Source organism: Streptomyces sp. NPDC004667 (genome assembly GCF_040609475.1).
Classification (GTDB): domain Bacteria; phylum Actinomycetota; class Actinomycetes; order Streptomycetales; family Streptomycetaceae; genus Streptomyces.
The window spans coordinates 68,786-84,000 of record NZ_JBEXKC010000016.1; the positions used below are offsets into that span (position 1 = coordinate 68,786).

Genomic DNA, 15,215 nt, shown 5'->3' on the forward strand with positions numbered 1-15,215 from the left:
CCTCGGCTGCCGGGCTCCTCGGTCATCCGGCCTGGGCCAGGGGCGGCGCCCCGGGAAGACCGTTCCGGGCGGGCGGCAGGCTCCCGGTGAGGAGTTCCCGCAGAGCGGACCGGTCCGGCTTGCCCGCCGCCGTCAGGGGCACCTCCTCCACCAGGAGCAGGAGCTCGGGGTGTTTGCGCCGTTCCAGCCCCCGCGCGCCCAGGTGGACGCCGAGGGCGTCCAGCGTCGGAGCCTGCGGGCCCCGCGCCACCACGCAGGCCGCCAGCCGCTCCCCCATCAGCCGATCGGGGACGCCCACGCACACCACGTCCCGGATCCGCGGGTGCGAACGGAGTTCGCGCTCGACCTCGGCCGGGCTGATGTTGGCGCCGCCGCGGATCACGATGTCCTTCAGGCGTCCGACGACGTGCAGCACGCCGTCGGCGTCGAGGTAGCCGAGGTCGCCGGTACGGACCCAGCCGTCGGGGGTGCGGTAGCGGGCGTCCAGATCGGGCGCGCCCACGTAGCACAGCGGTGTCATGGGGCCCCGGGAGATGATCTCCCCGATCTCGCCGTCGGGGAGCGGATCGTGGGTCTCGGGGTCGGCGATGCGGATCTCGGCGACCCTGGGGTCGGGGTGGCCCGCCACGACGCCCGCGGCGTCGGTCGGGGGCACGGTGTCGGCGAGCCCCGTGTGGCAGTTGACGCCGTCGGCGGAGCCGTAGAGGTTGACCACCGGGCAGCCGAAGGCCCGGGCGGCGGCGGCCGCGGTGCTCTCGTCGAGCGGGGCTCCGCCCAGGACGAGGGCGGTGGGGGCCGGGAGCCGCTCGCCCGTCGCGTCGAGGCGTTCGAGCATCATGCGGACCATGGTGGGCACTCCGAGGACGTGGGTCGGCTCGTGCTCGCGCACGGCCTCGATGGCGGCCTCGGGCGAGAAGCGGTCGAGCAGGACCAGGGTGCCGCCGTGCCGGGCGAGGGTGACGGCGGTTCCGTTGGACCCGAAGGCGGAGGCCAGCGGTACGAGGAAGAGACAGCGCGGCGGGGTCCCGTCGGGGATGAGGGAGGCGAGGAAGTTCCCGCGGCCGCCGGCCAGCGCGTTGTGCGAGTAGGCGATCATCTTCGGCTCGGCTTCGGATCCCGAGGAGACCAGGATCCGGGCGGCGCTGTCGGGATCCGGGCGGGCCGGTACGAATCCGCCGGGGTCGCGGCGCACGAGGTCCGACCACGAGACCGTTCCCCCGGGTGCGCTGCCGGGGCCCACCGCGATGACGTGGCGGAGGGCGGGCAGTGCGCGCGAGAGCGCGTGCAGGCCGGCCGCGTGGTGGACACCGCGGTGCTCGACCGCGGCGATGACGGCGACGGCCCCGGCCCGGCGGAGCAGGCACTCGGCCTCCAGGGTCCCGCGACCGACGGGAAAGGGCAGGGCGACGGCGCCGAGCGCGGCCAGGGCCAGGTCGGCGATGACCGCGTTGCGGTTGTCGGGCAGTTGCACCGCGACCACGTCGCCCTCGCGTATGCCGAGGTCTCTGAGGCCGGTGGCCAGACATCGCACCTTGCGGTCCAGGGCGGTGTAACAGAGTGCCCCCTTGGCGTCCAGGACGGCCGTGCGGTGCAGGTCGGCGATCTGGCGGGCCCGGAAGAGGCTGTAGAGGTCGAGGTCGGGGCAGGTGCCGTCGACCACCCAGGAGCGACGCAGATCGGCGGGCAGCAGGTCGCGCAGTACGGGCCGGGCGGCGGTCATACGAGGCTCCAGGGGGCGGGAACGGCAGGGGCACCGTGCGCGTCACGGCCGATCGAGCCGGCGAAGCGCGCGTCGTGGTGCAGGGCGGAAAGGTCTGTGGTGACGGCGGTGGCGGCGAGGCCGTGGGAACTCAGCAGGGCCACCGCGTCACCCGTGGAGAGGTCGCGCAGGTCGTACGCGGCCGCGGCCCCGGCGCACTCGTCGGCAGGGGCGAGCCAGCCGTCGGCCGTCGCCAGCGGGTACCGGAACCCCGCCGGCCGTCTGGCGGGCTCCCCGCGCGCCACCCGCCGCAGGGCCGGGGCGGTCAGCGTGTCGGCCGCGCCGAGGAGCGAGGAGTCCACCCGTACGCCGTGACCGGTGCGTTCCCTCAGCAGCAGTCCCGCGAGAACGGCTTCGGCGCCGTGCAGGCCCCCCAGGACGTCGAGCAGGGTCATCAGCGAGGGCGCGGGGGGCTCTCCTTCGGGACGCACCGCCTCGCCCACCGCCGTGCGGGCCTGCACCATGAAGTCGGTGCCCATGGGGGCGTCCTGGAGCCGTTCGGCCCAGCCGCTCGTGTACGCGTGGACCAGGGCCGGGTTGACCCGGGCGAGGTCGTCGGCGTCCAGGCCGAGCTCGGCCGCCTTGCCCGGCGCCCAGTTGTGCAGGAAGACGTCGGCCTCCGCGGCCATCTCCCGGAGGCGGCGGCGGTCCGCCCCGGCCTTGATGTCCACCTCGACGGCCTTCTTGCCCCGGTTGAGGGCGAGCCAGCGGGCCGAGATCCCGGAGCAGGCGGGCGGCATGCCGCGCAGCGGGTCCCCGCCCGGCGGCTCGATCCGGATGACCTCGGCCCCCAGCAGGCCGAGCAGGTGCGCGGCGAGGGGTGCCTGGATGCGACGGCCCGCCTCCAGCACCGTCAGCCCGGCCAGCGGCCGGGCGGCGGAAGGGGAAACCGTCGTACGGGGGCGCGACGCGTCGGGGCCACCGGCCAGTGGCCGCAGCGACCAGGGCGCGGCGCCGTCGGTCTCCAGGGCGCGTTCGGCCAGGGTGCGCAGTACGCACACCTCTGCGCCGGAGAGCACGGCGGCCTGCCGGATCCGCGGGAGCGGGTGCGAGCGGGTCACGCTGTGCAGGGCCGGGGGGAAGGGGGCGCAGGCGGTGGCGTAGCGGAACTGGAACGGCCGCCACCCCGCCCGCATCGCGTCGGCCGGGGCGCCCAGGGCGCGCCAGAACGCGGCCCAGGCACCCGGGTCGAGGGTCTCCAGCTCGAACAGCACGCCCTCGACCGAGGTGAAGGGCGGTCCTCCCGGGGCGAGTTCGGCGGCCTCTCCCTCATCGGCCCCGGCGGCGGCGAGGTACTGGGACACGGCGAGCAGCCCGGCCCGGTCGGCACCGGTGGTGATGTGGGAGGGGCCGGCCCCACGGGCCTGGCCGACCAGGCCGGCGAGCAGTCCTTGGACGGTGAGGACGGCGGTGGCCGTCGCCGCGTAGTCGGCGGCCAGGCCGCGGGGGCTGCCGTCGCGCCGTCCGTGGACCGCCATCATGCCGGTCGCGGCCTGCACGGTCGCCTCGTCGACGAGCCCGCTGCCGGGCTTCGCCCAGGTGACGGTCGCGCGAGCGGGGTCGAAGCCCGCGCCGGAGAGCGTGACGCGGCCGGGCGGGCCGTCGTCGGCGGGCCCGTCGGATCGCGCTCCGAGCAGCCGCAGGTGTTCGGCGACGACGTCGGTGATCTGCGGGGGCCCCGAGGTGCCGAAGCCCAGTGTGTCGAGCGGCCGGACCGTCTGCGTGGTTGCGGGGGACGCCATGCCTCTCCTCTCCCGGCGCGGCGGTGGCCGTCGCCCAGGTCGAACGGATCGCGGGAACTCCGGAGGGTGCGCACCCGACCAGTTCCTCGGACAGGGAGTCGGACAGCAGTTCCCACGGGTTCCCGGGAACGAGGAGGAATGCGATGACGGATTCGGGCGCGGCCTGTGACGGACCGGTGCAACTCGACCCGGAGGTGGCCGAGTTGAGGGACAGGGTCGACCGGTTCGTCCGTACGCGGGTGATCCCGTCCGAGCCGGTGCTGGACGCGGGCGGAGAGGAAGCGGCCGTCGCCCTGGCGCAGTTGCGGGCCGAGGCGCGTGCCGCCGGGCTGTGGGCCCTGCCTCTCCCGGCGGAACTGGGCGGCGGCGGCCTGACGTTCCGCCGGTACGCGGCGCTGGCCGAGGTCGAGGGCGCGAGCGATCACGGTCCCGCCGCACTGGGCTCCGCCCCGCTGCTCGACGTCACCATGCTGAACCGTCACGGCGGCGCCCGGGTGCGCGAGGAGTATCTGGAACGGCTGGTCGCGGGCGGGCTGCGTACCTGCTACGCCATGACCGAACCGGACGTACCGGGCACCGACCCGCTCCGCACCGGGACGCGTGCCGAGGCCCGGGCGGACGGCAGTTGGAGCATCAGCGGCCGCAAGTGGTTCACCTCCGGCGCGGCCGGCGCCGATCTCGTCACCGTCATGGCGCGCACGGGCGGGGCGGCCGGCGACCGGGAGGGCCTCTCCCTGCTGCTCGTGCCGACCGGCTCACCCGGCTTCCGCGTCGTGCGCGAACTGCCCGTACTGGGGGCGGCGGGCCAGTACGAGATCGAGCTCGACCGGGTCCGCGTACCCGCCGACCACCTCCTCGGCGCGGGTGGCGACGCCCTGGCCATCGCGGGCGAACGGCTCGCACTCGGCCGCACGCTGCGCTGCCTGCGCTGGCTCGGCCAGGCCCGGCGCGCCTTCGACCTCATGGCCGAACGCGCCGCCACCCGCCACGGATCGCGCGGGCCGCTCGCCGACCACCAGCTGGTCCAGCAGCACGTCTTCGACGCCCTCCTCGCGCTGCGCACCACCCGGCCCCTGGTCCACGAGGCGGTGGCGCTGATCGCGGCCGGGCAGGACGCCCGCATCGAGGTGGGTCTGGCCAAGGTCGCCGCCGCCCGGATGCTCCAGCAGGTCACCGACAGCGCCATCCAGGTCCACGGCGCCGCCGGGCTCGGCCCGGACACGGCGTTGCCGTCCCTGTTCCGCGGCGGTCGCGCGGCCCGCATCCTCGACGGCCCGGACGAGCTGCACATCACCTCGGTGGCCCGCCGCGTGCTGCGCGGCTACGGCCGGGGCGCAGCTACACGCGGGTGATGTCGACGAGGTCTGCCAGGGCGGCCAGTCCGAGGGCCAGGAAGAAGTCTCCCCAGATGACTTCGTGGCGCACCGCCAGCCCCTTGGCGGCGTCGTAGCAGCCGTCCAGCAACATCCCCGGGGGACGGCCCGAACCCGGTTCGCTGAGGTGGGCCCCGGCCAGTCTGTCCAGGATCGCCACGGCCCGGCGCTCACACGCCCGGGCCCGGGGGGCCCTCGCGCGCGACAGTTTGAGCAGCGCGACGGCGGTGATCGCCGCGGCCGAGGTGTCGACGGGCCCCCGCGGCCGGGACGCCTCGTTGGGCGGGACGAGCCGCCCGGTCAGCGCCCGCGTCCGCACCAGCAGCTGTTCGGCGGCGAGGGCGAGCCGCTCCGTCCGCCGGCCGGCGGGGTCCGGGTGCAGGAGTGCGTCGGCCACGGCCAGGAGCAGCCACGCCTCTCCGCGGCTCCATCCCGGTGCCGGATCCGCGCAGGGGGACCACCCAGTCGCCGGGTCGAACTCCCAGGCGGGCCGCGGCCGGTGGTCGCCGCTTCCCGCGCCCTGCGGGCCGAGGGCGAGATCGAGGTGCCGGTGGAGGTGGGCCGCGGCCACGACGACCCCCTCGGGTCCGGCCGCGGCCAGGAGGGGCACCAGCCCCGGTACGGCGTCCGCGCGGGCCAGGAGGCGGGGGCCGCCGAGGGCCGCGCCCCAGGGCACGATGCCCGCCTCGGGGTCGTAGGAGTCCAGACAGGCCCGGGCCGCCTTCGCCCGCAGTGCGACGGCTCCGGGTGCGTCGAAGGCCGGTGCCGTCGCGTACCAGAAGATCAGTCCCCGGGTGGCGGTGTCGGATTCCGCCCACGGCGCGAGTCGGGCGGTGCAGTCCGCTGCGGCCCGCCGGTGTGCCGCGTCCCCGGTGTACCGGGCCCGCAGCCACAGCAGTCCGGCCCAGAAGCCGCCCGTCCAGGAGCCTCGGCCGGTCGTCCTCCACCGCCCGTCGACCGGGTCCGCGTACAGCGGAAAGCGGGCGCCGACCTCGGCCTCTGTCACCGTCACCCGGTCGATGACGGCTGCGAGCGCCCGTCCGGCCCGGTCCCCGGGGATCATGCCGTCCTCCCCGACCGCGCGCGCCGGTCCCGTACGACCCACAGGAACGCGACCGCTCCCGCCGCCGCGAACTCCACCGCGACCAGCAGCCAGCCGGCCCCGTACCGCCCGCTCTGCGCGAGCAGGCCGAACAGCGGCGGGCCCACCGCGAATCCGGCGAAGAAACCGGCCGCGACGAGCGCCGAGTCCTGTCCTGCCCGGCCCGCGGCGGCGCGCTGCATGACCAGCACCATCGAGACGGCGTTGCCGGAGACCGCGAACACTCCGACGGCGACGGCGCCGGCCCATACCAGCGGAGGTACGAGCGACGCGCCGGCCAGGAGCGCCGCGGCGCCGACGGCCCCGCAGGCCAGCAGGCCCGGCAGCCACTCGGCCCGGCCCGGGCGGGCGGCCTTCGACCACCCGATCCGGCCGAGGACGCCCGCGACGCCGAGGGCGGCGACCAGACCGCCGGCGAGGGTGGGGCCCATCCCCAGGGCGCGCGCCCCGTACAGGGCGAGATAGGTGTTGACGGAGGCGATCCCGGCACCCAGGAACAGCGAGAATCCCGCGAGCCAGGCCACCGTCCCCCTCGGTGCGTACGACGTGCGAACGGGCGGGGCCGATCGCACGGGCGGGTCGGCGGGCAGCGCGCGCAGGGCCCACGCCCCGGCGAGGAGTGCCGCCCCGGAGGCGGTCCACACCGCGCCCCGCCAGCCGAGTCCGCCCGCGAGGGCGGCGAGCGGCAGCCCGGCGGCGAACGCGCCCAGCTGTACGCCGGACTGCTTGAGGCCGGTCACCGCCCCCCGTCGGTCCGGCGGGACGGCGGCCAGGATCGCCTTGTTGGTCGCGGGGTTGGCCAGGGCCTGCGGTATCGCGCCCAGCGCGACCGCGCCCAGCAGCAGCCCCGCGCCGGGGGCGGCGCCGATCAGGGCGAGGGCCACCGCGGAGACGAAGAGCAGGAGCACGAGCGAGCGCCGGGGCCCGACCCGGTCCACCATCCGGCCGCCGGCCGGGGACAACGCGGCGGCCGTCCCGAATCCGACCGTGGTCGTCAGCCCCAACACCGCCGGGGAGATGCCCAGTTCATCGACCAGGCGGGGTCCCAGCGCACCGAGCAGGAACAGTTGCAGCATCGAGAACGCCATGGCGCAGGTGAGCAGCGCGGTCAGGCGACGGGCCCGCCCGTCCCGTGTGCCCGGCGCCCGTGCAGTGGCTGCCGTCGTCCCCTCTGCCGCCACAGAAATCCCCGTCCCGGATGTTGAACCTCATGACCGACCGGGAAGGCAGTCGGACGGACCGGCACCACGGTTCCCGCTCCCTCGTGTGCCCTGGGCCACACCGGGCGGGGGGAGTTCGGGGCCCGGCACAGGTGTGGTCGAGAACTTGTCAGGAAGTGCGCACCCCCCTGCGGAGCCCGGAAGGCCGGTGCGAGGATGAACCCGCCATGACGCCAGGTCACTGTTTCCGAGCGGGACGGGCTGCGATGTTCGCAGCCGTCTGCGTGCTGCTCGCGACCGTCGGCCACGTGCTCATGTCCGGTATGGCCGTGCCCTGGTGGGCGATGTCCGCCGCGTTCGTGGGCACGGCGGCGGCGGCCTGGTCCCTCGCGGGCCGTGAACGGGGGCCGCTCGCCGTCATCGCGGCGACGGTGGCCGTCCAGGCCACGCTCCACTCGGGCTTCTCCCTGGCCCAGTCGGTCCTGCACCCTTCCCTGCCGTCCGGCACCTCGTTCGCCCGCCAATGGGCCGCGTACCTGATGTGCGGGGAAGGCGCGGCGTCGGGCCTGTCCGCCCGGGACGCCTTCAAGGTCGTGAGCGACGCGGGACTCGGCTCTCTGGTGTCGCAGCCGCCACCGGGCAGCGTCCTCCGGGGCGCCGCCGCCCACGGTATGCACGACATGGCCGGTATGCACGACATGGCGGGCATGGCCGGCGTGGTGTCCGGGGCCACCGGCGCCTTCGGGCCGGCGGGTGGTCACGACATGGCCGGCATGTCACCGGCCGGAATGCTCGCCGCCCACCTGCTGGCCGCGCTGCTCTGCGGCCTGTGGCTGGCCCACGGGGAGAAGGGCGCCTTCCGCGTCCTGCGCGCCGTCGCGGGCCGGCTCCGGACGCCGCTGCGCCTGCTCATCGGCCTCGCCCCGGCCCCGGTCCGGCCGCGCGTCCGCGTGCGCCGGGTACGGCGCCGCCGCGCGCTCCCGCGGCTGTTCCTCGTCCACGCCATCACCTCACGGGGTCCGCCGACGGGAACCGCTGTCCTGTGACAGCCGGTTCCCCGAGCGTGCGCTGACGGCTCTTCTCCCGTCCGTCGCCCCTCGGGCATCGGCCGTGCCCTCCGGCCGGCCGTACCCCTTCACCGGCTCCGCCGTGCGCGGCGCCGGACACCTTGCCCTTAAGGACCTGTGGCGATGACTCCTGCCCTGCCCACCCTGCCCCGTCCCGTCCGCGAAAGGCCGGCCCGGCACACGCCGGACTCCGATGCGGCGGTGACCCGCCTGGCGCTGGCCGCGCGCGACGGCGACCCCGCGAAGGCCGACCGGTTCGTCCGGGCCCTGCACCGTGATGTATGGCGGTACGTGGCGTACCTCAGCGCGGATCCCCAGGCGGCCGAAGACCTCACCCAGGAGGTGTTCCTGCGGGCGCTCGCCGCGCTCCCCCGGTTCGAGGGCCGCTCCTCCGCCCGCACCTGGCTGCTGTCCATCGCCCGGCGCACCGTCGTCGACAGCGTGCGTCACGCCGCCGCCCGGCCCCGGCTGTCGGACCGCGACGACTGGCAGACCGCCGCCGAACAGAGCCAGCCCCACGGCCTTCCCGGTTTCGAGGTCGGCGTCGCCCTCGCGGAGCTCCTGGGCGCGATCCCGGCCGAGCGCCGCGAGGCCTTCGTCCTCACCCAGCTGCTCGGCCTGCCGTACGCCGAGGCCGCGCTCGCCGTCGGGTGCCCCATCGGTACGGTCCGCTCCCGCGTGGCCCGCGCGCGCACGATGCTCATCGCCCTGCTGACGGACGCCGAACCGCCCGCGGCCACCACGGCCGGCCTCACTCCGTACGAAGACCGGGGCACCGCGGCGTCCGCCCCGTCCGTGGCCCTGGCATCGCTGGTCTGATCGCCGGGGCGTTCGCGCGGGGGCTCCCGGGCGACGCGAAAGGGGGTGCGGCGGACACCACTCCACCGCACCCCCTTCCACCACCCGCTGCCGGGCCCCTCAGCCCGGCGGCAGCACCGGTTCCCTCATCGGTCCCGGTCGTACGTGTGGAACCCCCGGCCCGTCTTGCGGCCCAGCAGCCCTGCCTGCACCATCCGCATCAGCAGCGGCGGCGGGGCGTAGAGGGGTTCCTTGAACTCGTCGTAGAGCGACCCTGCGATGGCGGCGACCGTGTCGAGGCCGATGAGGTCGGCCAGCCGCAGCGGGCCCATGGGGTGGGCGCAGCCGAGCTCCATGCCGGCGTCGATGTCGGCCGCGGTGGCGAACCCGGACTCGGCCATCCGGACGGCGGAGAGCAGGTACGGGACGAGGAGCGCGTTGACGACGAAGCCTGCCCGGTCCTGCGAGCGGATCACCGTCTTGCCCAGGACGTCCCGGGCGAAGCCCTCCACCGTCTCCACCGTCTCCCGGGAGGTGTGCAGCGAGGGGACCACCTCCACCAGGGGCAGGACGGGCACCGGGTTGAAGAAGTGCAGTCCCACCATCCGGTCGGCACGGCCGGTGGCCATCCCCAGGCGCATGACCGGGAGGGAGGAGGTGTTGGTGGCGAGGATCGCCCCGGGATCGACGAGGATCTTGTCGAGGGCCGCGAAGGTCTCGGTCTTGACGTCGGTGTTCTCGGTGACGGCCTCGATGACCAGCTGCCGGTCGGCCAGGTCGTCGAGTCCGGCAGTGAACACGAGGCGGGTGAGGGCGTCCTCGGCGGAGATCCGGTCGAGCTTGCCCCGCTGGACGGCGCGTTCGAGGGAGACGGCGACCCGTTCACGGGCCGCAAGGGCGGCGGTGGCGTCGGCTTCGCCGACGACCGTGTCCAGACCGGCGCGGGCGCACACCTCGGCGATCCCGGCGCCCATCCGGCCGCCGCCGACGATCCCGACCCTGCGGAGGGCGGCGCTCATGACCGTGCCTCCGGGATGCGCACGAGGTGACGGGTGTAGGCGTCGGGGGTGAAGAAGAGCGGGAGTTCGGTGGCGAGCGCGGTCCGCTCGAACAGCTCCCGTACCTCGTCGAGGGCGGCCCAGGGGTGTGCGGCGCCGAGGTCGGCGAGCTCCTCGTCGAGCACCCGCAGCACCGCGCCGCGCTCCAGGACCCCGTGGCGCAGCCACTGCCAGATCTGGACCCGGGCGATCTCGGCGGTGGCCGCGTCCTCCATCAGCCCGTCGAGGGCCACCGCGCCCTGGCCGCGCAGCCACGCGTCGAAGTACCGCAGTGCGACCGCGATGTTGGTGCGCACGCCCCGTTCGGTGGGCGGGCCGCTGATCCGCCGGACGGAGAGCAGGTCCGCGGCCTCCACCCGTACGTCCTCGCGGGTGCGGTCGAGCTGGTGCGGGCGCCCGCCCAGGACCCCGTCGAAGACCTCGCGGCAGACGGGCACCAGGGCGGGGTGCGCGACCCAGGAGCCGTCGAAGCCGTCCTCGGCCTCGCGCTCCTTGTCGAGGCGCACCTTCGCGAGGGCCGATGCCTCGGCCCCGGGGTCCTTGCCGGGCACGTGGGCGGCCATGCCGCCGATGGCGTGGGCGCCGCGCCGGTGACAGGTGCGGACGAGCAGTTCGGTGTAGGCCCGCATGAAGGGTGCGGTCATGGTGACCCGGGCGCGGTCGGGGAGTTGGAAGTCGGTGCGGTGCCCGAAGGTCTTGATCAGGCTGAACAGGTAGTCCCAGCGGCCCGCGTTCAGACCGGCGCTGTGGGCGCGGAGCTCGTAGAGGATCTCCTCCATCTCGAACGCGGCCGTGACCGTCTCGATGAGGACGGTGGCCCGGACGGTGCCGTGGGGGATGCCGAGCAGGTCCTGGGCGAAGTCGAAGATGTCGTTCCAGAGCCGCGCCTCGTAGCGGTTCTCCAGCTTGGGGAGGTAGAAGTACGGGCCGTGTCCGGCGTCGATCCGGTGCTGCGCGCAGTGGAAGAAGTACAGGCCGAAGTCGACCAGCGGGGCGGGCACGGGCCGGCCGTCGAACTCCAGGTGCTCTTCCGTCAGGTGCCAGCCGCGGGGCCGCACCACGAGGGTGGGCAGGCGCTCGCCGAGACGGTACTCCCGGCCCTCGGGGGTGGTGAAATCGATCCGGCCCAGACAGGCGTCGAGGAGGCTGAGCTGGCCGCCGATGATGTTGTCCCAGGTGGGCGAGGTGGCGTCCTCGAAGTCCGCCATCCACACCTGTGCACCGGAGTTGAGGGCGTTGACGGCCATGCGCCGCTCGGGCGGCCCGGTGATCTCCACCCGGCGGTCCTCCAGACCGGGAGCGGGCGGGGCGACCCGCCAGGTCCGGTCGGCGCGGACGGCCGAGGTGGCCACGGGGAAGTCGAGCGGGGATCCGGAGGCCAGCCGGACGGCCTGGCGGCGGCGCTCCTTGAGCAGCTCCTGGCGGCGGTCGCCGAAGGCCCCGGCGAGCGCGGCCAGGAAGTCCAGGGCCTCGGGGGTGAGGATCTCGTCGTGGCGGTCGCCCGGGGCCGCGAGGACGCGCACGGCGCGGGCAGGGGCACTGATGGTCATCGGGGTACTCCTGGGCTGTGAGAGGAGACGGGGGCGGGGAGGAACCGCCCGGCCCCGTGCGGCCGGGACGCGTACGAGGCCGGGCCCGACGGGCTCAGTGGAACTGCTCCTCCTCGGTGGAGCCGGTGAGTGCGGTGGTGGAGGACGCGGGGTTGACCGCGGTGGAGACCAGGTCGAAGTAGCCGGTGCCGACCTCGCGCTGGTGCCTGACGGCGGTGAAGCCGTGCTCCTGGGCGGCGAACTCGCGCTCCTGGAGGTCGACGTAGGCCGTCATGCCGTGCTCGGCGTAGCCGCGGGCGAGGTCGAACATCCCGTGGTTGAGGGAGTGGAAGCCGGCGAGGGTGATGAACTGGAACCTGTAGCCCATGGCGCCGAGTTCGCGCTGGAACTTGGCGATCTGGTCGTCGTCCAGGGCGGCCTTCCAGTTGAAGGAGGGCGAGCAGTTGTAGGCCAGCATCCGGTCCGGGTACCGGGCGTGGATCGCCTCGGCGAACTCGCGGGCCTGGGCGAGGTCGGGGGTGCCGGTCTCGACCCAGATGAGGTCGGCGTACGGGGCGTAGGCGAGACCGCGGGCGATGACCGGGGCCATGCCGTTGCGGACGTGGTAGAAGCCCTCGGCGGTGCGCTCACCCGTGCAGAACTCCGCGTCCCGCTCGTCGACGTCGCTGGTCAGCAGGGTCGCGGCCAGGGCGTCCGTACGGGCGATGATCAGGGTCGGGGTGTCGGCGATGTCGGCCGCCAGGCGGGCCGCGTTCAGGGTGCGGACGTGCTGCGCGGTCGGGACGAGGACCTTGCCGCCGAGGTGGCCGCACTTCTTCTCCGAGGCCAGCTGGTCCTCGTAGTGGATGCCCGCCGCGCCCGCCGCGATCATCGCCTTGGTCAGCTCGAAGGCGTTGAGCGGGCCGCCGAATCCGGCCTCGGCGTCGGCGACGATCGGGGCCAGCCAGTCGGTGGTGTCGCCGGCGTCCTCGGCCGTGGCGATCTGGTCGGCGCGCAGCAGCGCGTTGTTGATCCGGCGCACCACCTGGGGAACGGAGTTGACCGGGTACAGGGACTGGTCGGGGTAGGTGTGCCCGGCCTGGTTGGCATCGGCCGCCACCTGCCATCCGGACAGGTAGATCGCCTGCAGGCCGGCCCGCACCTGCTGGACCGCCTGGCCGCCGGTCAGGGCGCCGAGCGCGTGGACGTAGTCGAGTTCGTGCAGCTGGCGCCAGAGCCGTTCGGCGCCGCGTCGTGCCAGGGTGTGCTCCTCGCGGACGCTCCCGGACAACCGGACCACGTCCCGCGCCGAGTACGTGCGCTCGATGCCCGCCCACCGCGGGTCCGTGGCCCACCGCTGCTCCAGCCGCTCGGCCGCCGTCGTCGTGTTCGTGTCTGCCATGACCGTCACCGTCTCCCTGTGTCGCTTCGCCTGCCAACGCGCCCGTCCTTCGCGACAGGTTGTTGGCACTCTGTGCCGTGATCTGAGGTCGTGGCCGCCGGACCCGGAGGGCGGATCTGAGCAATGCCGCAGGTCAACCGAGTCCGGACGGCCGGGATTTCCGACGTCAGGGCGCGAGTCGGGCCCGGAGTGTCCGCCTCGGCTGCCGGGGTCCGGCGGCCGCAGGACAGACTCTGACAGCGGCACGCAGTGCCATCAATCAGGGACGGCTGCCAATTTCTGCGAATCTTCGGCGGCGGTTTTGCCAAGGTTGCGAAGGGTCTGCAACGGCGGATCCGTGCGTACGCTGAACCCGGAACGAGGCCGAGGGGGGTCAGGGGTGGGCAAGACGTACGCGGGAGCGCGGTTGCGGCGGCTGCGCGAGGAGCGCCGGATGAGCCAGGCGGACCTGGCGCGGGTACTGGCCATCTCGCCGAGCTATCTGAACCAGATGGAGCACGACTCCCGGCCGCTCACCGTGCCCGTCCTGCTGCGGCTCACCGAGGCCTTCGGCGTGGACCCCGGCTTCTTCTCGGAACGCGACACGGGCCGCCTCGTCGCCGATCTGCGCGAGGCCCTGGCGGGCGAGGTCGCCGAGGCCCGCGTCTCCCCCTCCGACCTGGCCGAACTCGCCACCCGGATGCCCGCCGTCGCCTCCGTCCTGCTGGACCTCGGCCGACGCGCCCAGCTGCTGACCGAGCGGCTCGCGGACACCGCGGACGGACGCGGCGGCGACCCGGCCGCTCCGCGCTCACCCCACGAGGAGATCCGCGAGTTCTTCTACCGGCGCCGGAACTACCTGCACGACACCGACCTCGCCGCCGAGGACCTGGCCCGGGAGGTCGGCATCCGCACCGGCGAGGTCGTCCGGGCGCTTTCGAACCGCCTCGGCGACCGGCACGGGATCCGCCTCGCCCCCGACGCGGACCGGCACGGGATCCGCCCCGCCCCCGACGCCGACCGGCACGGGATCCGCCCCGCCCCCGACGCCGACCGGCACGGGGCCCGCCCCGCCCCCGACGCGGACCGACTCCACCGCTTCGACGCCCGCACGCGCGTCCTGCACCTGTCCGGCCGGCTCCGGCCCGGCCAGCAGGCGTTCCGGATGGCCACGCAGCTCGCCCTGCTGGAGTACGGCGACGAGCTGGACCGGCTGGCCGCCGAGGACTTCGAGCCCGGCTCCCCCGCCCACGCCCTGGCCCGGATCGGCATCGCCAACTACTTCGCGGCCGCCCTGGTCCTCCCGTACCGCGCCTTCCACACCGCCGCCGAGGAATTCCGCTACGACATCGAACGCCTCACCGACCACTTCGGCATCGGTTACGAGACCGTCTGCCACCGCCTGAGCACCCTGCAGCGCGCCAGGTTGCGCGGGGTGCCGTTCTCCTTCGTCCGCGTGGACCGGGCCGGAAACATGTCCAAGCGGCAGTCCGCCACCGGGTTCCACTTCTCCCGGGCCGGCGGCACCTGCCCGCTGTGGAACGTCTACGAGGCCTTCGCCGCCCCCGGCCGCATCCACGTACAGATCGCCGCCATGCCCGACGGGCAGCGCCACCTGTGGACCGCGCGCGCCGTCACCCGCCACCGCGGCGGCTGGGGCGAACCCGGCAAGACCTTCGCCATCGGCCTCGGCTGCGAGATCCGCCACGCGTCGCGGCTCGTGTACTCCGACGGCCTCGACCTGGACAACGCCTCGGCCGCCACTCCCATCGGCATGGGCTGCAGGCTGTGCGAACGTCTCGACTGCCCGCAGCGCGCCGTCCCGCCCCTGGGCCGCACGCTCGCGGTCGACGAGAACAGCAGCACCTTCGTCCCGTACCCCGTGGCCCGCGACCGCGCGTGACTCCAGGGCCGCCCGAGCGGTGGGTCTGGACTTACTAGGACGTCCAACTATATGTTCGTGGCACAAGGTCCGCGGTGCAGGGAAGCCGGTGTGAATCCGGCACGGTCCCGCCACTGTGACCGGGGAGTGTGCTGCCATCCACACGCCACTGACGAGGTCTGTCGGGAAGGCGGGCGGCGCGCGGGGATCCGGGAGTCAGGATACCGGCCGCGGATGTTCCGTGTTGTCCACGAGGATGGAGCAGACACGCATGGCACCGGTTTGTACCCACGACCCTGGTGATCCGGCGGAGCGCGCGCACACCGATCTGGCGCGCTCGTAGTCCCACGGCCCTCCCCGCGGC

The 15,215-nt window shown here is 74.6% G+C and carries 11 protein-coding genes and 1 riboswitch; of the genes, 4 read left to right on the top strand and 7 right to left on the bottom strand.

All coding sequences use genetic code 11. The features are described 5' to 3' along the window. Positions 1 to 22: 22 nt before the first annotated feature. Positions 23 to 1,720 (bottom strand): class I adenylate-forming enzyme family protein, encoded by a 1,698-nt coding sequence (locus ABZW32_RS12075; RefSeq protein WP_356214482.1) that lies wholly within the window; start codon positions 1,718 to 1,720, stop codon positions 23 to 25. Then, positions 1,717 to 3,501: a CoA transferase gene (locus ABZW32_RS12080; protein WP_356214484.1), complete on the bottom strand. Its 1,785-nt coding sequence runs from the start codon at positions 3,499 to 3,501 to the stop codon at positions 1,717 to 1,719. Before ABZW32_RS12080 ends, ABZW32_RS12075 begins: the two co-directional genes overlap by 4 nt. Positions 3,502 to 3,644: 143 nt before the next feature. On the opposite strand from ABZW32_RS12080, the gene ABZW32_RS12085 reads away from it, so the two are divergent. Continuing rightward, positions 3,645 to 4,853 carry an acyl-CoA dehydrogenase family protein gene (locus ABZW32_RS12085; RefSeq protein WP_356214486.1) on the top strand — a complete coding sequence of 403 codons (1,209 nt, stop codon included), beginning with the start codon at positions 3,645 to 3,647 and terminating at the stop codon, positions 4,851 to 4,853. Here ABZW32_RS12085 and ABZW32_RS12090 read toward each other — a convergent pair. Continuing rightward, entirely contained in the window at positions 4,840 to 5,937 is a 1,098-nt protein-coding gene (locus ABZW32_RS12090; RefSeq protein ID WP_356214488.1) for a sugar ABC transporter permease, read from the bottom strand. The genes ABZW32_RS12085 and ABZW32_RS12090 overlap by 14 nt on opposite strands. Next, positions 5,934 to 7,064, bottom strand: a complete 1,131-nt coding sequence (locus ABZW32_RS12095; RefSeq protein WP_356214591.1) for an MFS transporter — start codon at positions 7,062 to 7,064, stop codon at positions 5,934 to 5,936. The genes ABZW32_RS12090 and ABZW32_RS12095 overlap by 4 nt, the downstream gene beginning before the upstream one ends. Positions 7,065 to 7,402: 338 nt before the next feature. On the opposite strand from ABZW32_RS12095, the gene ABZW32_RS12100 reads away from it, so the two are divergent. Together ABZW32_RS12100 and ABZW32_RS12105 are read left to right on the top strand one after the other, a co-directional pair. After that, the gene (locus ABZW32_RS12100) at positions 7,403 to 8,182 is read left to right on the top strand and encodes a hypothetical protein (protein WP_356214490.1); all 780 of its coding nucleotides are present in this window, start codon (positions 7,403 to 7,405) and stop codon (positions 8,180 to 8,182) included. Between the two features lie 144 nt (positions 8,183 to 8,326). Then, positions 8,327 to 9,022 carry a sigma-70 family RNA polymerase sigma factor gene (locus ABZW32_RS12105; protein WP_356214492.1) on the top strand — a complete coding sequence of 232 codons (696 nt, stop codon included), beginning with the start codon at positions 8,327 to 8,329 and terminating at the stop codon, positions 9,020 to 9,022. Between the two features lie 125 nt (positions 9,023 to 9,147). Here ABZW32_RS12105 and ABZW32_RS12110 read toward each other — a convergent pair whose 3' ends face one another. The 3 genes from ABZW32_RS12110 to aceA form a co-directional block, all read right to left on the bottom strand. Further along, positions 9,148 to 10,020 carry a 3-hydroxybutyryl-CoA dehydrogenase gene (locus tag ABZW32_RS12110; RefSeq protein ID WP_356214494.1) on the bottom strand — a complete coding sequence of 291 codons (873 nt, stop codon included), beginning with the start codon at positions 10,018 to 10,020 and terminating at the stop codon, positions 9,148 to 9,150. Continuing rightward, complete coding sequence (gene aceB / locus ABZW32_RS12115; RefSeq protein WP_356214496.1) at positions 10,017 to 11,609, bottom strand: malate synthase A; 1,593 nt, start codon at positions 11,607 to 11,609, stop codon at positions 10,017 to 10,019. Before aceB ends, ABZW32_RS12110 begins: the two co-directional genes overlap by 4 nt. Positions 11,610 to 11,703: 94 nt before the next feature. Next, complete coding sequence (aceA, locus tag ABZW32_RS12120; protein WP_356214498.1) at positions 11,704 to 12,990, bottom strand: isocitrate lyase; 1,287 nt, start codon at positions 12,988 to 12,990, stop codon at positions 11,704 to 11,706. A 379-nt stretch (positions 12,991 to 13,369) separates the two neighbouring features. Between aceA and ABZW32_RS12125 the strand changes: the two genes are divergently transcribed. Continuing rightward, positions 13,370 to 14,872 carry a short-chain fatty acyl-CoA regulator family protein gene (locus ABZW32_RS12125; protein WP_356214500.1) on the top strand — a complete coding sequence of 501 codons (1,503 nt, stop codon included), beginning with the start codon at positions 13,370 to 13,372 and terminating at the stop codon, positions 14,870 to 14,872. Between the two features lie 41 nt (positions 14,873 to 14,913). Beyond that, a riboswitch (cobalamin riboswitch) is annotated at positions 14,914 to 15,099 on the top strand. The last annotated feature ends 116 nt before the right edge of the window (positions 15,100 to 15,215 follow it).